The sequence below is a fragment of the Streptococcus sp. cx1 genome, from assembly GCF_052384325.1.
GTDB lineage: Bacteria > Bacillota > Bacilli > Lactobacillales > Streptococcaceae > Streptococcus > Streptococcus salivarius_G.
Map to the genome: position 1 here is coordinate 72,029 of NZ_JBQSUN010000006.1, position 24,095 is coordinate 96,123.

A 24,095-nucleotide genomic window follows, 5' to 3' on the forward strand; every position below is an offset into this window, starting at 1 on the left:
ACGGGTGGTTTGATCATGGGCTATAAGCCCATATTACCAGCCAGCGCCTAAAGACGCTGGCTTTCACTTTGTTCAAGCCTTATTGCTTTTGACTCGTCACAAGCCTCTCAAAGAGGCATTCGCATTACTTACCATTATCCCTAAAGGGATTTTCATATTCTTTAACGCTTAATTTGTCCAAAGCGATATCATGCTTCTCTTGTTCCTGGATATATTTCTTAATTGTGGCTTCATTTAGTCCTACCGTACTTACATAATATCCTTCTGCCCAAAAATGTCTGTTCCCAAATTTATATTTTAAATTGGCGTGTTTATCAAACATCATTAAGGCACTTTTACCTTTTAAATATCCCATAAAACTAGCTACACTCATTCGTGGTGGTATACTTACTAGCATGTGAACATGATCTGGCATTAAGTGGCCTTCTATTATTTCAACGCCTTTATATTGGCATAGTCTATGAAAAATCTCTCCCAGACTACTCCTATATTGATTATAGATTATTTTTCGTCTATACTTAGGTGTAAATACAATGTGGTACTTACACATCCATTTTGTATGTGATAAACTGTGAGCTTTTTGCGCCATAGTCTTAACTCCTTTCGTTTTACAATTGGCTTGAACACCCATATTGTAACTCGTTTGGAGTGTTTTTGTTATGACGGTTTAACCTTCGATGCGCACCCGCATAGCGGGTGGTTTATTTGTTTCGCACCTTCGGAGCGAAACGGACTTAAAGTCACATAATGAAAAACAGGTCGACTAAGACCTGTTTGGTTTGATTGTTTATAATTCACTCAAGCGACGATGTTTAATACTGAAGTCAAAATAAGCATTTTCCTGAAGTTTGCGGAATATCTCTCTGTAGGCTTCTTCGTCAAAGTGATCTCCACGATAGAGAATCTCAAAACTCAAACCTTCATATTCCAAGAAAGCATTGGAAGTCTTGAACCCATTACGCTTATAGAAATCCCAACGTGCCTCACGTTGCTCAGGATTGTCATTTGGTTCATCCAAGCGCTCTACTTCCAAGACCATAGACCGAGATGGTCCATAAAAGTCCACCAGTTTATCAATAATCTCACTTCCGTAGCCATGACTCCGCATTTGAGGAACGATGGCAAAGAAACTCACATAAAAAACTTTGGCATTGTAGAGAACTGAGGCAAATCCAACAAAATCATCCTCGTCATAAAAGGCAAAGAAATGATAATCATCACGACCATCCAATTGTAAAAACTCACTTAATGGAATACGTTCTTCTTCTGGGAAGGCCTCGTTATTTAAGCGCTCTACCCTATCTAATTCTGGAAACTCCTTAGTAATTAATTGGCTGCGTAAAGCCATGTATTTTCCCCCTTTTTGATGCTTATACCTATAGGTTATTATAACACCTTAATAAGCAAGTGCAAGTTTCAAGAGCTAAGATAGATCTACAGATAAACTTCTCCTGCCATTTATAAATGCTTTTGGGCTGTCTATGACACCCCTCTTCTAAAAAAATAAAAAGACAACGACCATTTCTAGCCGTTATCTTTTTTTGTGACTCATGAGCTAACGCTTATTTTTTCAATTCCCAAATTTCTTTAGCATACTCTGTAATCGTATCATCTGAAGTGAACTTATGAGATTTAGCAATATTTGCCAAGCTCATACGTGCCCACTTGTCATGATCACGATAAAGCGCATCGATTTTCTCTTGAGCTTCTACATAAGCGACGAAGTCTTCCAAGAGGAAGTACTCATCGTTGTGGGTGATGAGGGCTTCATAGATTTCAGTACCTTCAGCTTGAGCATTTGGAATCGTACCGTTAACAAAGGTATCAACGACACGACGAACGACTTGGTTATTCTCATAAACTGCTCGAGAGTAGTAATCGTGACGTGCATAGTGTTCATAAACTTCATCCTTGTCCATACCGAAGATGACAACATTCTCATCGCCTACTTCGTCCTTGATTTCAATGTTGGCACCGTCAAGTGTTGCCAAGGTAATAGCACCAGTCATCATGAATTTCATGTTTGATGTACCAGATGCTTCTTTAGAAGCCAATGAGATTTGCTCAGAGACATCAGCTGCTGGAATGATAAGTTCCGCAAGACTGACACGGTAGTTTTCTAGGAAGACAACTTTAAGTTTTCCTTGAAGTCTTTCATCATTGTTAACAAGATTGGCAACTTCGTTGATGAGTTTAATAACTGATTTAGCGAAGTGATAACCAGGCGCAGCTTTGGCACCAAAGATGAATACACGAGGTACCATGTCTTTATCTGGATTATCTTTAAGGTCCCAATAAAGTTTGATAATGTGAAGGAGGTTAAGCAATTGACGTTTGTATGCGTGAAGACGTTTAACCTGCACGTCAAAGATAGCATCTGTAGACACTTCAACGCCTGTTGTTTCCTTGATATAGTCTGCCAAACGTTGTTTAGCAGTCTTCTTAACTTGATAGAACTGGTTCAAGACTTTCTTGTCATCCAAGTAAGTTGTAAGGTTTTCAAGCTCATGGATGTCGTTACGCCAACCGTTACCAATCACGTCATCAATTGCTGCTGAAAGTTCTGGCGCTGCAATTTGTGTCCAACGACGTTGAACGATACCATTTGTCTTGTTGTTGAATTTTTCAGGATAAATAGTATAGAAGTCGTGAAGGGTATCTTCTTTAAGAAGTTCTGTGTGGAGTTTGGCAACCCCGTTGACTGAGTGACCACCAATAATCGCCAAGTTAGCCATATGCACTTGGTTATCCTTCACGATACGAGTGCGTTCGATAACATCTGCAGCAACACCACGTCCAGCCATTGCAGCTACATAACGGTTATCGATTTCCAAGATGATTTGGTAAACACGTGGAAGAACACGTTTGAAGAGCTGTTGATCCCACTTTTCAAGAGCTTCTTGAAGGATTGTGTGGTTAGTGTAGCTCATTGTCTTAAACGTCGCATTCCAAGCATCTTCCCATGAAAGACCGTATTCATCAAGGAGAAGACGCATGAATTCAGCTGGTGCAACCGCAGGGTGAGTATCATTGATGTGAACAGATACCTTTTCGTGGATATCTTTCAATGGCAAGCCCATCTTAAGGTAAGACTTAATGATTGTTTGAAGACCCGCGCTTGTCATAAAGTACTCTTGAACCAAACGCAATTCTTTACCTTCAATTGTTGAATCATCTGGATAAAGAATGGCTGTAATATCTTTCACACGACGGCGAGCTTCCAAAGTTGTGTAATCCAATTCGTATTCTTCAGGAATTTCTACATCCCAAAGACGAAGGTTGTTAATCACACCATTTTGATAACCGATTTGTGGCACATCGTAAGGCACAGCACGAAGAACTTGAGCATTCTTATAAGTTGGAACAAAACGACCATCTTCGTCACTTTCAAGGACAACATCACCAAAGAGTTTTACATAGACAATATCATGGTCTTTACGTGTTTCCCAAACATTTCCTGTTGAACCAAACCATCCATCTGGCAATTCAACTTGATAACCATCAACAATACGTTGTTTGAACAGTCCATAACGGTAACGAAGACCATTACCAAAACCTGGATAACCAGTAGTTGCAAGCGAATCCATGAAGGCAGCAGCCAAACGACCAAGACCACCGTTACCAAGTGCCATATCATGCTCAGATTCTACCACTTCGCGGAAATCGATATCAAGTTCTGCGAAACCTTCTTTAACAAGGTCAAGAATACCAAGGTTGAGGAGGTTAGTTTCCAACATACGACCTGGGAGGAATTCGATTGAGAAGTAGTAAGCAATCTTTTCTTGATTGTCTGAAAGTGCATGGTTACGTGTAATCCAGGTGTTAGTGTAATACTTACGGATTACACCAGCCAGAGCTGTAAAAATTTCAGTTGGTGTGGCCTTAGCAACTTTAATCAACTGCTCTTGATGGAGCGTGTCTTTAAAATCACGGATAAATTGTTCTTTTGTTAAATTTTCGACTTGCATAGAAATCCTTTCTTACTACTTCCTTATCTTCAATACACTTCTTACAGAGGGATTTATTCAGATAAGAGGGAATTGGAAATTTTCCTCAAACTTCCAAACCTTGCCAATCAAGATTCGAAACAGATATTTCAAAATCTTTATTTACAAAACTGTCAAAACAGTCAGGTTTATTAAACACGATTAGAGTTAGTCTTCTATTCAGATTTTTAGATATCTTCTCTTTCATTGCTTTATCAGCAAGATTGAGAAATGCTATCCTGACTTTTGTCAAGATCATATAGAAGCGTTTTCAAATGCTTTACACGAAGATAACTTTTCCCTTGCGAGAAAAGTTATCTTTGCAATTATACTAATTGTTTGTACAAATCAACATATGCCAAACTTGCTGTATCCCATGAGAAGTCACGTGTCATAGCATTGTGCTGGAGTTGTTTCCAAGCATCAGCATTATTTTCGTAAACATCGAGAGCTTTTTCAAGGGTTTGAACCATCCAGTAACCTGAGAAGTTACCAAATGAGAATCCTGTACCTGAGCCTGTCACAGGGTTGTATGGTTCAACAGTATCACGAAGACCACCAACCTCGCTAACCACTGGCAAGGTACCATAGCGCATAGACATCATTTGTGAGAGCCCGCATGGTTCAAAGGCTGAAGGCATTAGGAAAATGTCACAACCAGCATAAATTTGTTGAGCCAACTCTAGGTTGAAGGTAATGTTGGCAGACATTTTCTCTGGATAAGCATGGCCAAACCAAGAGAAAGAATTCTCATAGTCACTGTAGCCAGTACCCAAAAGAACAATCTGAACATCATGTTGCAAGATATTGTGAAGTTCGTTAACCACCAAATCGAAACCTTTTTGGTCAGTCAAACGTGACACAATACCAATCAATGGAACATCTTCACGAACTGGGAGACCAACACGCTCTTGAAGAGCTGCCTTGTCTTTGGCTTTACCTGACAAATCATCCACTGAGAAATGATAAGGAATGTGAGCATCTGTTTCTGGATCAAGGAGGTCCGTATCGATACCATTAACAATACCAGACAACTTACCAGATTCCATGCGCATGATTTGATCAAGACCTTTACCAAATTCAGGTGTTTGAATTTCACCAGCATAAGATGGAGAAACTGTTGTTACACGATCTGCGTAAAGAACACCTGCTTTCATCCAGTTGAGGCAGTCATTCCAACGGAGCGTACCGTCTGCATAACGCTCGTAACCAACACCGAAGATTTCCCAAAGCATACCACTGTCAAATTGACCTTGGAACTCAATATTATGGATAGTGAAGACTGTTCTAATACCTTGGTAAGCTTGAATCCAATGGTATTTTTCCTTAAGAAGGAATGGAATCATGGCTGTGTGGTAGTCATGAACATGGAGAATATCTGGAATAAAGTCCACTTTTTCCATCAACTCAAGGGCAGCCATTTGGAAGAAGCCAAAACGCTCACCATCATCCCACTCACCGTATACCGTACCGCGGTTGAAATACTGCTCATTATCAATGAAGAAGAAGGTCACACCATCACGGACAATTTTCTTGATGCCGACATATTGACGACGCCAACCAACATTTGTATAGAAGAAGCCAAGGTCTTCAACCTGATCGCCAAATTTAGCCGAAACCACATCATAATATGGGAGAATTACGGCAACTTCGTGACCATTTTTGACTAGAGATTTAGGAAGAGCACCGATAACGTCACCCAAACCGCCAGTCTTAGCGAAAGGTGCACCCTCTGCTGCTACAAATAAAATTTTCATCGTACAATATCCTCTGTTACAACGCTACCTTTTTTGATGACAACTGGGTTGTTTTCTGTACCGCGAATCGTAACACCTTCAGCGATTTCAACACCTTTATCCACAATAGCATATTCAACTGTTGCGCCTTTGGCAACATTAACACGTGGGAAGAGAATTGAATGGCTCACACTAGAACCTTCAGACAAGTCAACATTACGTGAAATTACTGAGTTCTCAACTTTACCTCGTACAATCGAACCAGATGCAAATTGTGAAAGCTTAACTTCAGAAGAGTCTGAATAGTATGTCGGCTCTTCATTTTTAACTTTTGTATAAACTTTTTGGTTTGGTGCAAAAAGTGAATAGAATTTTTGTGATTCCAACATATCCAAGTTAGCATCAAAGTACGCTTTCACTGAGTGGATATTTGAAAGGTAACCAGTGTACTCGTAAGCAAAAGCATTTTCAGCAACTGCCAAATCACGAAGTACATAACGAAGCTTACGTGGTTCTTCTTTAGCTGCTTCTTCTTCCAATTTTTCAATCAAGAATGGTGTATCCACAACAAAGATATCTGTAGACATATTGTAAACTTCTTTATCTCCACCCTGGAAGAGCTCATGGCTAAGCACTTTGTCAGAGTCATCAATGTTCAAAACGCTGTTTACATCTGAAATGAGTTCTTTAGGAAGTTTTTTGTAGACCACAGTAACTTTTTGTTTTGTTGTATTGTGGAGGTGGAAAACCTGATTAAGATCAATGTTGACCAAAATATCACTGTTAAGAGCTACAGTCTGGTCTGAACCTGAACGTTTAAGGTAAGTCAAAATTTGGCGATAGTATTCTTCATTAACAGTTGAACTCTCAACTGGAGTATTGTAAATACCAAGATAGTAGTGGCTGAGAAGAGTAGACAAGCCCCACTCACGACCTGAACGAATATGGTCGAAGACAGAACCGATGTTTTCGTTTTGGAAGATTCCAAAGACGCTACGGATACCAGCATTAGCCAAGTTAGACAAAGGGAAGTCGATGAGGCGATATTTTCCGCCAAATGGTAGGCTGGCAATAGGACGGTGCTCAGTCAAGCCATCCATGTCATGGAATCCTACGGTATTTCCTAGAATTGCAGAATATTTATCAATCTTCATCTTTTGGTACCCCCACTACTTCATTGTATCCTACGACTTGCACTTCTTCTGTACCGTCAATTTCCACACCTGCGGAGACGTGTGCACCTTCACCGATAATAGCACGTTTAATTTTTGCACCTTTACCAATAATTGCACCACTCATAATCACTGAATCTTCAACGACTGCACCTTCACGAATTTGTGCACTTGTTGAAAGCACAGAATGTTTAACAGTTCCATCAACCAAACAGCCATCAACAACGAGTGAATCTTCAACATGAGCATGTTCACCAAGGAAGTTTGGTGGAGCAATCACGTTACGTGAGTAAATTTTCCATTGACGGTTACGACTATCCAAGGCATTATCAGGAGAAATGTACTCCATATTTGCTTCCCAAAGGGATTCGATAGTACCTACGTCTTTCCAATAGCCTTCAAATTCATAAGCAAAGACGCTTTCACCTGTTTCAAGATAATTTGGGATAACGTTCTTACCAAAGTCTGACATATCAACTGAGCTCTTTTCAGCTGAAACTAACATATTGCGAAGGCGTTTCCAATCAAAGATGTAAATACCCATTGATGCTTTCGTTGATTTAGGATTTTCAGGTTTTTCTTCGAACTCAACAATACGGTTATTAGCATCAGTGTTCATGATACCAAAACGGCTAGCTTCTTTAAGTGGCACATCAAGAACGGCGACAGTAAGACTTGCGTTGTTATCTTTGTGAGATTGGAGCATATCATCATAGTCCATCTTGTAAATATGGTCACCAGACAAAATCAAAACATATTCAGGATTGATGCTATCGATATACTCAATGTTTTGATAAATAGCGTGGCTGGTACCTTCAAACCAACGATTACCTTCGCTAGCTGAGTAAGGTTGAAGAATTGATACACCAGAGTTAACACCATCCAATCCCCAACTTGAACCATTACCGATATGATTGTTCAAAGCAAGTGGTTGATACTGTGTAATGACACCTACATTGTTAATTCCTGAATTGGCACAGTTTGACAAACCAAAGTCAATGATACGGTAGCGTCCACCGAACTGAACAGCTGGTTTGGCAATACTTTGGGTCAATTTTCCAAGACGAGTTCCTTGCCCACCAGCAAGGATCAAAGCCAACATTTCATTTTTCATGAATAGTCCCCCTCATGATTTTTAGTTCCATCCTCAAAAGAATGTGAGACAATCAGTCGAAACTGATTATGACAATTAAAGTAAGTTTCTCAGTGTGGCAATAGTTTGGGCGTCAGAATGCTTCTTTCAACCGCGACTTCCTTGCTATCACCTCTGAAAAACAAATCGTGTACACGTTTAAGTCAACCCTTTATTTCAAGCGACGTTTAACACGCCAGATACTTGCTCCAAGAGCTGGCAATGTGAAGCTAAGAGTATTTTCATAGTCCTTCCACTTCGCTTTTTGGGTACGGGTATCAGGATTTCCTTCCTTCCAGACACCACCGAATTCTTCCATCTCAGTGTTAAGGACTTCTTGGTAGATACCAGCTACTGGCAATCCTATAGTGAAGTTTTGTCGTTCCACTGGAGCTAGGTTGAAGACACAGACGAGGAAGTCACCCTTATCGCCTTTGTCATCCTTACGAATGAAGGAAAGAACACTTTCAGCTCGGTTATCCGCATCAATAATCTCAATACCATCGTAGGAATCATCAATCTGCCAGAGAGACTTGTGGTCCTTATAGAAAGCATTCATATGGCTAGTAAAGGCCTGCATCTTCTGGTTCATCTCATCTTCAAGATTTCCCCACTCCAGTTGGTAATCAAATTTCCACTCTAAGAATTGACCAAATTCAGATCCCATGAAGAGCAATTTCTTACCTGGGTGACAGAGTTGATAAGTATAGAGGTTACGAAGACCAGCAAACTGATTGTAGCGGTCACCCCACATCTTATGCATCATACTCTTCTTACCATGTACCACCTCATCATGTGAGAATGGTAGAACATAGTTTTCATTGAAGCAATACATGAAACTGAAAGTCATCAGATTGAAATCGTACTGACGGTAAACTGGATCTTCTTCGTAGAATTTGAGGATATCGTTCATCCAACCCATATTCCATTTGAAGTCGAAACCTAGACCACCCTCTTCAATCGGTTGTGTAATTGGTGTTGCTGCAGTTGATTCTTCCGCAACCATCATGACGTCTGGATAGCGTTTTTTAATCTCACGATTGAGTTTTTGAAGGAAGCCATAACCTTCCAAGTTACGGTTCCCACCATCCTTGTTTGGCATCCATGGACCCTCATCATAGTCCAAGTAGAGCATGTTAGATACTGCATCCACTCGGATACCATCGATATGATAATTTTCAATCCAGTAAAGAGCACTTGAAATAAGGAAAGACTGTACTTGATTTTTTCCTAAGTCAAAGTTCAAGGCACCCCAACGATAATTATGAGCTCGATCGTGATCTTGATATTCAAAGGTTGGTGTGCCATCGAAGTAGGCTAAAGCATCGTCATTCTGTGTATAGTGACCTGGAACCCAGTCTACCAAGACACCTATATTATTCTGGTGACATGCTTCAACAAAATCTTGAAACTCTTCTGGTGTACCATAAGTATGCTCAAAAGCAAAGTAACCCATGAGTTGGTAACCCCAACTCATCCCTAACGGATGAGCCATGAGTGGCATAAATTCCACGTGGGTATAGTTCATCTTAACTAAATATGGTATCAACTCCTCTTTCAATTCCTTGAAAGTATAAGGCTGACCATCCTCTTTTAGTTTCCAAGACGATGCATGAACTTCATAGATATTTACCGGACGCTTTTGGAAACCAAAGCGTTTGCGACGCCCCATCCAAAGGCCATCTTTCCACTTCTTAGCTTTCTTCTTACGAATGACGGCTCCTGTTCCTGGACGAGGCTCTAAGTAAGTCGCAAAAGGATCCATCTTTTCAACTACTTGACCACCCTTACGTTTTACCAAGAACTTATAAATCTGTCCTTCTTCAGGGAGAGCTGAAGTAGCCTCCCAAACGCCGATATGGTTTTTAGTCATATCCAGAGGTTCATCAAACCAACCTGTGAAATCTCCGATTACCTGAATCTGCTCAGCATGAGGGGCCCACACACGGAAGACAAATCCTTCTTCACCCTCCAATTCATGCACACCCAGATAATTCTGAAGGTGGAAGTTCTCACCTGTTCCAAACGTGTACATGGCTTCATCGAGATTCATACAATCACTCCTTCCTTAAACTAGTCTTGATAAATCTAACTATCAAGAAATTAAAACATTGAAATATATGTAAATACACTAGAAAACCCTTAAGATTGATAGGGCTCACAAGTGAATAAAACTACTTGTGTAAGCGTTTCCTATATTATAGCATTTTTTTACTGCCTTGTCAGTAAATCTCCAAATCTTTTTTCATATTATTGAACACAAAAGTCTTACGTAATTTTCCAGAAATGTGCAATTCAACAATACCTGAATCGTACTCCGCTTTTGCGACATAAAGATTATCGTAAATATCTGCATATGAACGATATGACAATTCTGGTACGGTTTGCTTACGCTCAATTAATTTGGCAACTTTAGCAACCAAGTCTTTCTTAAGAGTCACTTGATTCCAATCCACCTGATTAACAGCATCAGGGGCATTGTAGCTATTCATGGCACGCTTAACATCCGCTTCCGTGTAATTTCCATCTTCACCTGTTGCAACCATCTTACTACGCTGGAATTCTTGTCCCAACTGCATGAAACACATCCCTTGCATACTTAGATTAAGAGCATTTGCCAAGTAAATACGTTTTTCAATATCTTCTGGCGAATCATGTGGATGCAAATGATGCATAAGGTCATTCAAATTGTAGTTGTCGTGCGCTTCGATATAGTTGAGGACCTGACCTGGCATGAGGTAGTTTACAAAACCACGGCTACCAAGCAGACTCTTGGCAATCTGGTCTTCCAATGGGGCTCCAGACACATAGCCGTTATTGATGTACCCATAGACCTCTGCCCCCTTGACCGCGTCACGCGCATTGTCATTGAAAAATCCGATTCTAGGCATCAAGGCTGCATTATCCTTCTTGCCCTTTTGGTCTACAGGAAGTCCAATTCCCATATCCCATCCTTCACCATAAAGAAGGATCCTAGGATCAATATCATCCATGGCCGAACGAATGGCATTCATCGTAGCAACATCATGTAAGCCCATAAGGTCAAAACGAAAACCATCCACTCCAAATTCTTCTGCCCAATAGGTTAAGGAATCAATCATATACTTACGGTACATTTCCTTTTCACTGGCTGTCTCATTTCCACAGCCTGATCCATCTTGGAAAGACCCATTGTCATGCATACGGTAGTAATAAGCCGGCACAGATAGTTGGAAAGGAGAGCTGTAAGATGAGTAAGTATGGTTATAAACCACATCCATGATAACCCCTATTCCTGCTTCATGGTAGGCCTGAATCATTTTCTTAAGCTCTAAAATTGGTGCCACGGGATTCTTTTGATCAGCAGCAAACTGACGATCCGGAACATTGTAATTTTCAGGATCGTACCCCCAGTTGTAGAGAAGCTTCCCACCTTTATCATAGGTTTTATGGTGATCAAAGACTGGTTGCAGTTGGACATAGTTGTAGCCCATACGTTTGAGGTAATCAAAACCAGTCAAATCTCCATGGGCATTTCTAGTCCCTTTCTGACAAGCACCTAGATAGGTTCCTCTATAGGACTTCTTAACACCAGATGTCTCTGAGATTGAGAAGTCACGGAGGTGCATCTCACAGATAACGGATGAGCAAGCATTTGCCTTACGCCAGCTCGCTTTTTGCTTGGTAACCTTTTCATACCCTCTTGGAACAAGTCGCTGTGGATTGACCACCAAACTTTTTTTATTATCTAAGCTAAGGGCGATACTGTAGGGGTCTCTCGTATCCTGATAAAAACTTTCCTCATGATACACACGAAACTGGTAGGCTACCCCATCCAAATCCTTTTTAACAGTGGCACTCCAAACACCGTGAGTATTCATCTCATGACGGTCTTTATTGACACTGGTTCCTCGGCTCATCTTAATGATCTTAGGATTTTTACTGCCCTTTTTAAAAAGTAAGAGCTGCACACGACGAGCTAGAGGTGACCAAAGGCGAAACTCTGTGGCCCCTTTTTCATACTTATGACCTAACCAACCTTGAAAGCCCCACTTCTGGTCAAATTCCTGTCTTCGGAGAGCCATATCAAAGGCATGCTGGTCGCGACCTTCGAAACTATGGCTAGTCAAGGCTGCCTGTTTAGAATAATAAACAGTTGGATCACCTTCAACTATCCAAATAGCATTGGGAGCATCCCCTAGGAAGCGTCGGACACGGTAATCATGTGTTTGCCTCGACCAGTCTTCCGTTTTGACCAAAAGATTGACAGAATCAATAAAACGATTGGAGGGAGAAGTAACCTGACCAACAAGACCAAAATCATCCTCACGTGAAAAATGGGCTTCTTCGCCCCAATAACCATCTAGCCACTTCCACATACTGTATCTGGAATAGTCGCCATGCATACTATGAAAATGAACGGTTAATAAATTGTCCATTTTTTACTCCTTAGTTTTTGTTACTCACTTTTTCTCCTATTATAGCAAAAAATGTTCGTTTTGTAAGCGTTCTTATGGAATATTTTGCAATTTTTTGGTCTATTTTGAACATAAAAAAAGAATGAGAAAATAAATGGCAAAACACTCATTTTTCTCATTTCTTTTGTCGATTTTAATTCCTTTAGAACTAGGCTTGAGACTCTTTCCAGTCCATTATTCTTGAGTCATCAAAACCTTACGTGGTTTGGTACCTTCAGCTGGTCCGATAACACCTGCTTCTTCCAATTCTTCCATCAAACGAGTGGCACGGTTGAAACCAACTGACAGACGGCGTTGAATCATGGAAGCACTAGCTTTTTGTGTTTCAAGGACCAAAGCCTTGGCCTCTTCAAAGAGTGGGTCACCTTCTGAGCTACCACCATTGGCAGAGGAACCTCCACCAAAATCATTTTCAGAAACTTCACCAGGATCAAAGCTCTCATCATAGTCAGCTGAAGCCTGATCCTTGATAAAGGTCACAATACGTTCCACGTCATCATCAGAGATGAAGGAACCTTGTAGACGAACAGGGTGGTTCTCATCAATCGGTTTGAAAAGCATATCCCCACGTCCGAGTAGCTTTTCTGCCCCATTTTCATCTAAAATGGTACGACTATCTGTTCCCGAAGACACGGCGAAGGCCACACGAGATGGCACATTGGCCTTAATCAAACCGGAGATCACATCAACCGACGGACGTTGAGTGGCGAGAATCATGTGAATTCCCGCAGCACGCGCTTTTTGTCCCAAACGAATAATAGCATCTTCCACTTCCTTACTAGCTACCATCATCAAGTCAGCCAACTCATCAACGATAACCACAATTAAAGGCAAGGGAATCTGTTTTTCTTGCGAAGGGGCATTCCAATCTTCCACCTTGGCATTGTAGCCAGCAATGTTACGCACGCCAAACTTACTAAAGAGTTCGTAACGATTTTCCATCTCATCTACCACTTTTTGAAGAGCCTTGGCGGCCTTACGTGGGTTGGTCACTACAGGGATAAGGAGATGAGGAATATCATTGTAAACCGAAAGTTCAACCATCTTCGGATCGACCATGAGGAACTTCACCTGGTCAGGACGAGCCTTCATAAGAATACTAGAGATGATACCGTTAACCGCAACCGATTTACCAGAACCCGTAGATCCAGCGACTAGCAAGTGAGGCATCCGTCCCAAATCAAAGCTACGAGCCGAACCATCAACCGCCTTACCAAGAGGAACTTCCAAGAGCTTATTAGGATCCGTCTTGGACTGTTCCCAAAGTTCACGGAAAGAAACCGTCGCAATCTCTGAGTTAGGCACTTCGATACCAACCAAAGATTTTCCAGGAATAGGTGCCTCAATACGGACATCTTTCGCAGCTAGAGCCAGAGCCAAGTCATCAGCTAGATTTGAAATGCGATTGACCCGGACCCCAACAGCAGGCTTGACCTCATACTTGGTCACTGACGGTCCAATTTCAGCTCGCTCAACCTTGACATCAATATTGAAACTCTTGAAGGTATCTTCTAAGATTCGAATATTCTTACGAACGATGTTCTTCTCTTTAGATTGACTCTTAGGCTTATCAGGTGCAAAGAGATCTATATGAGGTAATTTATACTGCAGGAGTTCCTTCGGTGTGAAATCAACCTCGACAGGAGCATCATCTCCCTCAACCACCATAGATGGGGGAAACTCCTCTCTTGGCAGATCCTCTGGATAAGGTGCATAATCTTCTTGGAAATCCTCATAATCCTCTGGAGGGAGATTATCATAGTAGTCCTCAGAGGCATAATCACTGATTTCAGGTTCAAGTGCAAAAATCTCAGTTTCTTGTGGTAACTCCTCTGCGGCATCATCTAAGATTTCTCCTGTCTCCTCGTCAACAGTTAAATCAGCCAGACGCTCGGCTTCGGCACGTTCTTCCGCCTCACGTTCTTTCTGAGCCTGACGTTCTGCCTTCTTTTCCTGACGTTGAGCCGTCCGTTCCAAACGCTTCTCAGCCCCTTTCTGCCATGCTTCCTTAGTATACTCCATGATATCCAAGACATCCCAAGGGCTAAGAATGAAAGCACCCAAGAGAATAATCAATACCCCAATCATGAAGCTACCGATATTTGAAAAGAGGAAGGAAATCGGTTGGTATAGGAGAGCCCCCAACATACCACCACCCGCAAAACGAGCTACTTGCACACTGACCAGTTCCCCAAAAAGCAAGTCCTTGGTACCAGGGAAAATATCCAGACCACTCATGCGTTCTAGACTAAAGAGATAGGCGTGAAACTCCAACAAGAGACCCGCGAAGACCATCCAAAATCCTGTTACGTAGTTACTATGTTTACGTAACCATTTAAAGCCAAAGAGATAAACATAGATAGCAAAAATTAAAGGATAAGCCATACTCCCCACAAATACTCGAAAGAGATTATAGAGGGTAACCCCAAAGAAACCCAATCGAAAGACTGGGAAAATTAAGACAAAGGCAAAAAAGAAGGTCCATAGCATTCGCTTAATCGCCTTCTGTCTGTCTAATTCTGCTTTTGTAAGACGCTTCTTACCATTCTTAGAAGCCGCCCCTTTTTTCGTTTTTTTCGTTGTAGCCATAGGTGTATTATACCACGTTTTTAGACATGAAAAAAGAGAGACAAGTCTCTCCTTAGTTTGAAGACAAAGTCTTCTTTTGACATTATTCTTCAATTAACGATGTTGAGTGAACCGGACGATTCTTACCATCTGGATCAATATATTGAATAGCTTGGTTGATAGCGATAGGGGCTTCACCCATTCCCACAGCAATCAAGTCAATCTTACCTTCATATTCTGCTGCATCACCAATAGCATAAACACCCTCTTGTGAAGTTTCAAACTGAGCATTAACCGTAACGCTAGAGCGTTTGAAGTCAACATTCCAGTTACGGAGGTTTTTATTGTTGGTTGAGAAGCCAAAGCTAACAATAAGGGCATCAAGCGGCAATTCCACAACTTCATCTGACTTCACTTTTTGAACGGTCAAACTTTGGGCAAAACCATTTTCACCCTTGATTTCAAGGGGTACGTAAGGTGTCATCACATTAACTGACGATTGATGAAGAAGCTCTACACTATGCTCATGGGCACGAAAGGCATCACGACGGTGAATCAAAGTCACACTCTCAGCAATACCATCCAAGTGATTGGCCCAGTCAACAGCTGAATCCCCACCACCAGCAATCACAACTTTCTTGCCAGCAAACTGGTCCAGGCTATGCACATTATAGAACAAGTTATTATCCGCATAATCTTCTTCATTGTCCACACCTAAAGGACGTGGGGCGAAGGCACCATTTCCACAGGCAATGACGATAGCCTTAGACAAGTGTTGACCCTTGCTAGTAGCAATTGTGAAGATGCCATCTGTCTTTTCAAAGGTTTGAACTTCCTCTTTCAAATGAATGCTGACACGATCTTCAAAACGCTTAAGCTGAGTCAAGAGGTTTTCTGTCAATTCCGCACCTGTTGTTTGAGGAAAGGCTGGAATATCGTAGATTTTTTTCTCAGGGTAGAGAATGGCAGGCTGTCCACCAAGCTCTGACAGACTCTCAATAATATTAACAGTCATGCCACGTAGACCGGCATAAAAGGCAGCCCAAAGTCCTACTGGTCCACCACCAATAATGGTAATATCATAAATCTTTTCTTCTGACATTTTATTTTCCTTCTGCTTTTATCTCTTCTAAAATCTGACGTTCTTCATCCGTAAAATCATAGTTTTCCAAGAGGTCTGGCCGACGCTCCCAGGTCTTACGCAAACTCTGCTCCATACGCCAACGTCGAATATTGACATGGTGGCCTGACAAGAGCACATCTGGCACCTTCATGCCACGAAATTCAGCTGGGCGAGTGTATTGTGGAAACTCCAAAAGCCCTGATGAGAAACTATCATCCTTATGACTAGCTTCCTTACCTAAAACCTCAGGAATCAAACGGACGGTAGCATCTACAATAGTCATAGCAGCTAACTCTCCCCCAGTTAGGACAAAGTCTCCCAAGGAAATCTCGTCTGTCACCAAAGTTTTGATGCGCTCATCATAGCCCTCATAATGGCCACAGATAAAGACCAATTCCTCTTCTTGCGCCAATTCTTCTGCATAGGCCTGATCAAAGGTACGCCCCGCAGGATCTAGGAGAATAACGCGAGGCTTAGTGACATTTAGCTTGTCAAAGGTATCAAAAATTGGCTGGGCACGAAGCAACATGCCTTGTCCACCACCGTAAGGTTCGTCATCTACATGACGAGCCTTCTCCGCATTTTCACGGAAATTGTGATAGTTGATTTCTAGAAGCCCCTTATCCTTTGCCTTACCAACAATGGAATGCTCTAAGGGAGCAAACATATCTGGAAATAGGGTCAAGATATCAATCTTCATCGTCCAATCCTTCCATGAGCTCAACCTCAATACGACCAGCTGCAACATCAACATCAAGAACTACAGGTGGGATATATGGCAAGAGCAAGTCTTTCTTGCCTTTACGTTTCACTACCCAAACATCATTAGCTCCCGGTTGGAGAATCTCTTTGACCTGACCGATCAAAGTGTCGCCTTCATAAACATCAAGGCCAATGATCTCATGATAGTAAAATTCCCCGTCATCAAGGTCTGTTAGATTTTCCTCAGCAATCTTAAGACTACAGCCCTTATACTTCTCTACATCATTGATATGGTAAAGTCCTTTAAACTTAACGATATCAAAGTTCTTATGCTTACGGTGACTCGCAATCTCGACATCCATGATGTAATTATCTTTGTCATCAAAAAGGGCTAGGACACTCTTCTTCTTAAAACGCTCATCCGCAAAATCTGTTACAGACAAAACACGAAGTTCCCCCTGCAAGCCCTGTGTATTTACAATCTTTCCAACGTTATAGTATGTCATTGCATTTCCTTATTATCTGTTTACTTATTCAAATAAAACCACAACTCGACCAAGGGCTTATCATCATCTGACAGCCATCACAAAACAAAGGTTTTTCTTCGGGTCGAGGTCTCGTTATTTATGATTTTAAAGTGGTATAAAATGTCTGACCTAGGCCAGTCAACCCCTCTATTTTATCAAAAAGGACACAAAAAAACCAGCTTTCTCTAGCTGGTACTTATAGTCCGTACGGGATTCGAACCCGTGTTACCGCCGTGAAAAGGCGGTGTCTTAACCCCTTGACCAACGGACCATAATCTGTGTCTCTACCCTCAGGTAGAACTGGGGTAGCTGGATTCGAACCAACGCATGAGGGAGTCAAAGTCCCTTGCCTTACCGCTTGGCTATACCCCAAAAGACTCTTATTATTCTACAGAAAAACTAGTAGGCTGTCAACACTTTTTTAAACTTTTTTTCAAAAAAAGCAACCGGAAATACCGATTGCTAGGAGTTAGGAGATTTCATCATCTAAGCGAACTTAGATAGATGATATGAGGTCGCTTCAACCTCATATGAAAAAAGAAAAGTTTTAGGATGGTTTAATTATATGTTTTGCTAGAAATAAAGTCAAAGAATTTGACTCATAAAATCCGACTTAGGGTTAAGAGTTATGATAACCCTCTCTAGCCCCTAGATAACAAGCTTAGTTGATAGCTTTATTCATCATCCTGCGAAACCAAATGATGTCTAAAGGCATAAACAACAGCCTGAGTACGGTCATCAACATTGAGTTTTCCAAGGATATTAGACACGTGAGTTTTAACGGTTTTCAACGAAATAAATAGCTCATTAGCAATGGTTTGATTGTCATACCCCTTAGCCAAAAGGGCCAAGATATCACGTTCACGTGCCGTCAAGTCATCGTGTAGGTCCGGATGGCTATCATGGTATTTAATCTTATTGTCCACCTCAGTTTCGATAGCTTCTTCACCACGGTAAACCTTACGGATACTATTGAGAATCTCTGCCGCACTGCTGGTTTTAAGCATATAGCCTTTGGCTCCAGCTTCAATGACTGGATAAATTTTTTCATTGTCCAAATAGCTAGTCAAAACCAAAATCTTGGCTTCAGGCCATTCTTTGAGCAATTCCAAAGTCGCTTGAACACCATCTAATTCAGGCATAACAAGGTCCATAACGACGACATCTGGTCGCAGTTCCAAGGCAAGATCAACACCCTCTCGACCATTCCCTGCCTCTCCAACGACTTCTACATCTCCTTGGAGATTCAAGAAACTCTTAAGTCCCAAACGGACCATCTCATGGTCATCGACCAAAATCACATTAATCTTATTCGACATTGTCTTCTCCTCTTAATATCGGCACACGGACATCAATAGACGTCCCCTTACCTTTAGCTGATAGGAACTGCACAGTTCCTGCCATTTCATCGACACGCTCTTGGATATTTTTCAAGCCATAACTCATCTCGTCAGTCGACGCATTTAAGTCATAACCAACACCATTATCCAACATTTTCAATTGAATTTCCTGACTATTTTGATAGAGATAAACCTCTATCTGGCTAGCCTTGGCATGCTTAAGGGTATTAGAGATAAACTCTTGGGCAATCCTAAAGAGATTATTTTCAATACGCTTGGGCACTTTCTTAACCATATCCTTGTAGACGACATGGATATTGGATTTATCGGTTAATTCCTTAAGAATCATCTGCAAGCCTTCTTGCAAGGTCTTGTTCTCAAGCTCTGTCGGACGAAGATGCAAAAGCAAGACACGCATATCATTTTGAGCGTCTGTAAGCATAGCCTCAACCGCCTGGATCTGATTATGCAAATCTTCTTTACTTAGTTGGTCCGCCATCTGAGAGACTCCAGATAGGATCATACTAGCCGCAAAAAGCTCCTGACTAACGGTATCGTGAAGGTCACGAGCAATACGTCCGCGCTCCTTCTTGATAATATCACGGCTTTGTAGAGCTTGGGCATTCTCAGTTTTCTGCAAGTCCTTAGTCAATTTACGCATCTTATGAGATAAGCGCATCATATTCTTGTCTAACTCAATATCTCCCTGACGTTTGACTGGTTGATTATTGATAATACGTCGCAAATCCTGATTGACTGAACGCATACTGTTATCATTGGCAATGGCCCAGAGAATATAAAGCAAAATAAGCAAACTCAGAACCACAAAAACCATGTTAAAAAGGAAGTGGAAGGCCTGAGACAGATTGCCGAAAACCAGTGAAAAGTTGAGGTTAAAGCTATCCATCACTACAAGGGTAACACCAACCAAAACAACAACCGAATAAATCAGGATTAAAAATAGGTACTGTTTCTTCATTTGCGACGTACCTCCACTGGTCCAGCTCCCACATTGAGAATCAATTTAACCGTCCGATGGGCATGCTCATACTCTGCCCCCTGCAAGGTCAAGCTTTCATAACGGAGGTCGTATTCATCTTCATTAAAGAAGGTGACAGAGCTATAAATTGCCGATATGTTGAGTTTGACGGAAACATCAATTGGTACCAAGATAGTCGTCGGTCCATAGAGTTTCTGCAAAATCACGACATTATCTCGCCCCGAGACGATAACCTGGGTCAAATCAATCACATCTGTCCCAAAGAAACGGATGATATTGATATCATCAAAGTCATAACGATCACTGACAGGTTCCATCCGAGTTCCAATCCACTGATTTCGCACAGCCTGAGGATCCAAGTCGTCTTCCTTGAATTGAATAAGAGCGTAGCGATTCTTTTTCTTGACCTGTGAAAAATGGTTAATCATAACATAGGCCACACCCACCAAAATCGCAAGCACCACATAGATATTCCACATGGAAACCAGAAAAAGTGAGATCAAACAGATGGTCAAGACAAAATCACTTTTGGATTCCTTATTAAAAAAGCGAACCGCTAACAAGGTTAAAACCAGTATGAAAATAAAACTGGTAATATCATTATTAAAAATGGTAATCAGGCCCAGAGTCAAAAGCAGGGCTTCCACCACTAAGAAAAAATTAAATTTGGTCATAAGGACCTCTCAAATAAAAGTATACAGGCTTCATTCTATCAAATTTTAAGGCAATTGACAAAAAGACCCAGTTTGAGCACTGAGTAACCAAGATAGAAAAGGGGCAGAAGAAAGCAAAAAAGTGCCTCCATTACAGGAAACACAGTCTTTCATTCAAAATCTTAATCGTCAGTATCGTCCATTTTGCTTTTTATCATTAGTACTGTACTTCTGATTTCCTCCAGTATGACACGCTGCTCTGCTAATTCTTTCTTAAGCTCAGCTAATTTTCGTTCAGTCTGACGACCTGACCGCACAAAAATATTATTAAGAGAGCTAGTTAACAACCCTAGAGTGGCAATCCCACTAAACATGAGAATTACAGCGACTGCCTTACCTACAAGCGTTTTAGGGACGATATCTCCATAACCAACCGTAGTCACCGTTGCTACAGACCACCAAATAGCATCTATAAAATTATGGTGTTCTACTCGGGCAATAACAGCACTACTGATAAGAATGATAATACTATTAACCGAAAGTAGAAAATAAAAGCCATTTCTGCGATTGATACGATTGGAAATATGCTTGAGCTTGCTACTCAAACCAATTAAACGTGAGAGTTTGGCCAACCTGGCAAAGCGTCCCACTCTTGAAAAACGGAGGAAGGTAAAGACTTCATTATAGGGAATAATAGCCAACAAGTCCAACACATGTGTTTTAACAAAGATTCGCTTACGAGGTGCTAAGGAGAAACGAATCGCATAATCAATGGCAAATATGAGCGTTATAGACTGATCTATCACTCTAAAAGGTCGCCTTCCAATTGAAATTAAGCCAACTAAATCAAAGATAACCAAGCCAATGGAAATCAGGGCCAGGACTGTTATGACAATATCGTAAGTAATGATATACCTTCTCAGTTTTCTACGGTTTCTCATAGCGTCTCTCCTATATGTGATGTCTTCATTATAAAAGAATCTCTGACCTCTGGCAAGCAGGCTTTTTAGGCTATCGACAAGATCTCTAGGTAGCAAAAAAGAGAGCTTAAATAACCTCTCTTCATTATGTCTAAGTTTTTTAATCTATTGTAGTTCTGTGTGAGTAGCCTCTGTCGAGGTTTCAGTGCTTGAAGTTGTACTGTCAGTACTTGAGCTCGTTGATGACGAATGTGTCGTACTACTTGAGCTTGACTGTAGACTTGAACTTGCTGTTGCAACTGAAACATAGAGAATCACTGTACCATCAACACTTGTACCAGCTTGTGGATCTTGATAAAGGACCTCTGTACTGCTAGGAACCTTATCCTTATCTAACTTGGCACCAGTATTATAGTCGTGGTACTCGATGCTACTACTTGAGATACTCTTACGATTCAAGGTTTGAACCGCTGTTGAAACCGTTAAACCAGTCACATCAGGCATGGTGACGGTCTTAGGAGTTGCCACACGGAACTTAATCTTAGCCTTACTATCCTTAGGATTGAAAGACTTGTTTTTCCCTGGACTTTGAGATAGGATTTCTCCCTCTTCAGCACTGTCGTCTTCGACATGCTGAATATCAATTTGGTCCTCAGAAACGCCATAATTCGAAGTTAAGTCCTCAATGGCATCCTTATAATTTTTACCTTTGTAGTCTTTCAAAGCGAAACCTTTACCACCAGAAGAAACATAGACATCAATGCTTGATCCTTCTTTTCGTGTAGTTCCAGCTGTAGGATCAGTCTTGATGACCTTGCCTGTATCAACAGAGTCATCTTCCACTTCTTTAACTTCTCCTACCTTAAATCCAGCACCCTCAATTTTAGTCTGAGCTGTGGACAACTCTTGGCCGACCACATTAGGCACCTGGACATTATCAGGATTGGTAAATACCAAATAGGCAAAGATGATAATACCAATAAAGACAAGTCCTAGGAAAACCTTGAGTAAAGTTGAGAAGAAATTCTTCTTTTTCTTCTTAGCTGGTGTCGTTTTCTTCCTCGGTTGTTTACTTGGAGCAGGTGTAGGCTCTGATGGCTCAGCAGCAACGGCCTTTTTCTCAAGGCTTGCTGATGGAACTGGATCAACCTTTGGCAAGGTCTTGGTATCCGTCATATCATCAAAGACTACCTTGGCATCGCGTCGATGACTAGGATGCAAACTCGTTACCAAGTCACGGCTCATTTCCAAAGTACTATTATAACGATTTTCTAGTTTTTTGGCTGTTGCTCGAATAACCACGTTTTCCAAGGCTTGGGGAACGTTACGGTTCTCTGCCAAAATCGATGGGAGTGGCTTTTGGAAATGTTGGAGTGCAATGGTTACCGCACTATCGCCATCGTAAGGAATATGACCTGTTAACATTTCAAAAAGCATAATACCCATAGCATAGATGTCGCTTTGGATAGTTGCTTTCGATCCACGAGCCTGCTCTGGTGAGAGGTAGTGGACAGACCCCAACATAGAGTTAGTTTGAGTTAGACTAGTCTCTGCAAAGGCAACCGCAATTCCGAAGTCTGTAACCTTGGCTGTACCGTCCTTAGTTAAAAGAACGTTTTGTGGCTTAAGGTCACGGTGGATAATGCCCTTTTGATGGGCAAGAGTCATGGCGGAAAGAACCTCCCCCATGATACGCACAACATCTTGGTTAGAAAGTGGCGCATGGTCTTGAATATATTTCTTCAAGTCCGAACCATCTACATACTCCATCACCAAAAACTGCTGGCCGTCTTCTTCGCCAATATCTCGGATAGCAACGATATTAGGATGACTGAGTTCTGCCATGGCACGCGCTTCACGCTGGAAACGCGCCACAGCCACCTGATCCGTTTGATAATTGGTACGTAGCACCTTAATAGCTACTCTTTCATTATCCAGAATCAGGTCGTTAGCCAGATAAACATCCGCCATACCACCACGCCCGATAGACTTAAGGATTCGATAACGTCCAGCAAACAATTTGCCAACTTGGATCATTATCCTTCCTCACTTTCTATTTTGATGAGAGCAACGGTAATATTATCATGACCACCAGCCTCATTGGCTGCAGCTACCAAACGACTCGTTTTTTCTTCGACGAAACCAGGGCTGTTGACAATATGAACAATCTGTTCAACTGAAATCATATTGGTCAAACCATCTGAATTAGCCAAAATATAGTCTCCTGGTTCCAATTGTTGGACACCAAGGTCAGCCTCAATCGGAGCAGCTTGCCCAATAGATTGCGTAATGATATTACGTTGTGGGTGAACCGCTGCTTCTTCTTCAGTCAACTGACCAGCCTTGATAAGAGCATTGACCAAAGAGTGGTCGTTCGTCAATTGCTTATACTCACCATTACGGATAAGGGCAATACGTGAATCCCCGACATGGGCGAAAATCACAGCATTATCAACAAAGGCAAGAACCTCGATAGTTGTTCCCATTCCCTTATATTCTTCGTTTTGGCCAAGCTCATAGATTTTACGATTTTCTGCATCAATAGCAGCAATCATCCAATCACGAATTTGACTCAACTCACGAAAATCAGTGTTAATCCAGTCACGACCAAGGTCAGTTACTGACATCTCACTGGCAATATTTCCAGCACGGTGTCCACCCATTCCGTCTGCAACAACGACAAGGGTAACACCAGCTTGGTTGACAAATTTATTAACAAAATCTTGGTTGTTTGACCGTTTTTGGCCAATGTCCGTTAATAATGATATTTCCATAGTTT

At 41.4% G+C, this 24,095-nt stretch carries 18 protein-coding genes and 2 tRNA genes; all 20 read right to left on the reverse strand.

Features of this window, described 5'->3' with window-relative positions; all coding sequences use genetic code 11:
* Positions 1-124: 124 nt before the first annotated feature.
* Entirely contained in the window at positions 125-589 is a 465-nt protein-coding gene (tnpA, locus tag ACT170_RS08705; RefSeq protein WP_002883780.1) for an IS200/IS605 family transposase, read from the reverse strand.
* Between the two features lie 198 nt (positions 590-787).
* A complete protein-coding gene (locus ACT170_RS08710; protein WP_444818215.1) occupies positions 788-1,348 on the reverse strand; it encodes a GNAT family N-acetyltransferase in 561 nt (186 codons plus the stop codon).
* A gap of 214 nt (positions 1,349-1,562) precedes the next feature.
* Positions 1,563-3,968: a glycogen/starch/alpha-glucan phosphorylase gene (locus tag ACT170_RS08715; RefSeq protein WP_444818216.1), complete on the reverse strand. Its 2,406-nt coding sequence runs from the start codon at positions 3,966-3,968 to the stop codon at positions 1,563-1,565.
* Positions 3,969-4,312: 344 nt separating this feature from the next.
* Positions 4,313-5,743: a glycogen synthase GlgA gene (glgA, locus tag ACT170_RS08720; protein WP_414327665.1), complete on the reverse strand. Its 1,431-nt coding sequence runs from the start codon at positions 5,741-5,743 to the stop codon at positions 4,313-4,315.
* Positions 5,740-6,876 (reverse strand): glucose-1-phosphate adenylyltransferase subunit GlgD, encoded by a 1,137-nt coding sequence (glgD, locus tag ACT170_RS08725; protein ID WP_414327664.1) that lies wholly within the window; start codon positions 6,874-6,876, stop codon positions 5,740-5,742. Before glgD ends, glgA begins: the two co-directional genes overlap by 4 nt.
* Positions 6,866-8,008 (reverse strand): glucose-1-phosphate adenylyltransferase, encoded by a 1,143-nt coding sequence (locus tag ACT170_RS08730; protein ID WP_414327663.1) that lies wholly within the window; start codon positions 8,006-8,008, stop codon positions 6,866-6,868. Before ACT170_RS08730 ends, glgD begins: the two co-directional genes overlap by 11 nt.
* A 190-nt stretch (positions 8,009-8,198) precedes the next feature.
* A complete protein-coding gene (gene glgB / locus ACT170_RS08735; RefSeq protein WP_444818217.1) occupies positions 8,199-10,079 on the reverse strand; it encodes a 1,4-alpha-glucan branching protein GlgB in 1,881 nt (626 codons plus the stop codon).
* 169 nt (positions 10,080-10,248) lie between these two features.
* Complete coding sequence (gene pulA, locus ACT170_RS08740) at positions 10,249-12,444, reverse strand: type I pullulanase (protein WP_410536958.1); 2,196 nt, start codon at positions 12,442-12,444, stop codon at positions 10,249-10,251.
* A 213-nt stretch (positions 12,445-12,657) separates the two neighbouring features.
* Positions 12,658-15,072, reverse strand: a complete 2,415-nt coding sequence (locus tag ACT170_RS08745) for a DNA translocase FtsK (RefSeq protein ID WP_444818218.1) — start codon at positions 15,070-15,072, stop codon at positions 12,658-12,660.
* Positions 15,073-15,154: 82 nt separating this feature from the next.
* Positions 15,155-16,153: an NAD(P)/FAD-dependent oxidoreductase gene (locus ACT170_RS08750; protein WP_444818219.1), complete on the reverse strand. Its 999-nt coding sequence runs from the start codon at positions 16,151-16,153 to the stop codon at positions 15,155-15,157.
* Position 16,154: 1 nt separating this feature from the next.
* Positions 16,155-16,874: a tRNA (guanosine(37)-N1)-methyltransferase TrmD gene (gene trmD / locus ACT170_RS08755; protein ID WP_002886864.1), complete on the reverse strand. Its 720-nt coding sequence runs from the start codon at positions 16,872-16,874 to the stop codon at positions 16,155-16,157.
* Positions 16,864-17,382 (reverse strand): ribosome maturation factor RimM, encoded by a 519-nt coding sequence (rimM, locus tag ACT170_RS08760; RefSeq protein WP_002884411.1) that lies wholly within the window; start codon positions 17,380-17,382, stop codon positions 16,864-16,866. Before rimM ends, trmD begins: the two co-directional genes overlap by 11 nt.
* Before the next feature lie 220 nt (positions 17,383-17,602).
* A tRNA-Glu gene (locus tag ACT170_RS08765) sits at positions 17,603-17,674 on the reverse strand.
* A 29-nt stretch (positions 17,675-17,703) separates the two neighbouring features.
* Positions 17,704-17,775: transfer RNA gene (locus ACT170_RS08770), tRNA-Gln, on the reverse strand.
* A gap of 302 nt (positions 17,776-18,077) precedes the next feature.
* Complete coding sequence (locus ACT170_RS08775) at positions 18,078-18,722, reverse strand: response regulator transcription factor (RefSeq protein WP_002884791.1); 645 nt, start codon at positions 18,720-18,722, stop codon at positions 18,078-18,080.
* Positions 18,712-19,722, reverse strand: coding sequence for a sensor histidine kinase (locus tag ACT170_RS08780; RefSeq protein ID WP_013990239.1), 1,011 nt, complete (start codon positions 19,720-19,722; stop codon positions 18,712-18,714). Before ACT170_RS08780 ends, ACT170_RS08775 begins: the two co-directional genes overlap by 11 nt.
* Entirely contained in the window at positions 19,719-20,417 is a 699-nt protein-coding gene (gene liaF, locus ACT170_RS08785; protein WP_049545272.1) for a cell wall-active antibiotics response protein LiaF, read from the reverse strand. Before liaF ends, ACT170_RS08780 begins: the two co-directional genes overlap by 4 nt.
* A gap of 161 nt (positions 20,418-20,578) precedes the next feature.
* Positions 20,579-21,337: a potassium channel family protein gene (locus ACT170_RS08790; protein ID WP_049545271.1), complete on the reverse strand. Its 759-nt coding sequence runs from the start codon at positions 21,335-21,337 to the stop codon at positions 20,579-20,581.
* Between the two features lie 144 nt (positions 21,338-21,481).
* On the reverse strand, positions 21,482-23,353 hold the full coding sequence (pknB, locus tag ACT170_RS08795; RefSeq protein WP_022496268.1) for a Stk1 family PASTA domain-containing Ser/Thr kinase: 1,872 nt from the start codon (positions 23,351-23,353) through the stop codon (positions 21,482-21,484).
* A complete protein-coding gene (locus ACT170_RS08800; RefSeq protein ID WP_037604753.1) occupies positions 23,353-24,090 on the reverse strand; it encodes a Stp1/IreP family PP2C-type Ser/Thr phosphatase in 738 nt (245 codons plus the stop codon). The genes pknB and ACT170_RS08800 overlap by 1 nt, the downstream gene beginning before the upstream one ends.
* Positions 24,091-24,095: the final 5 nt, after the last annotated feature.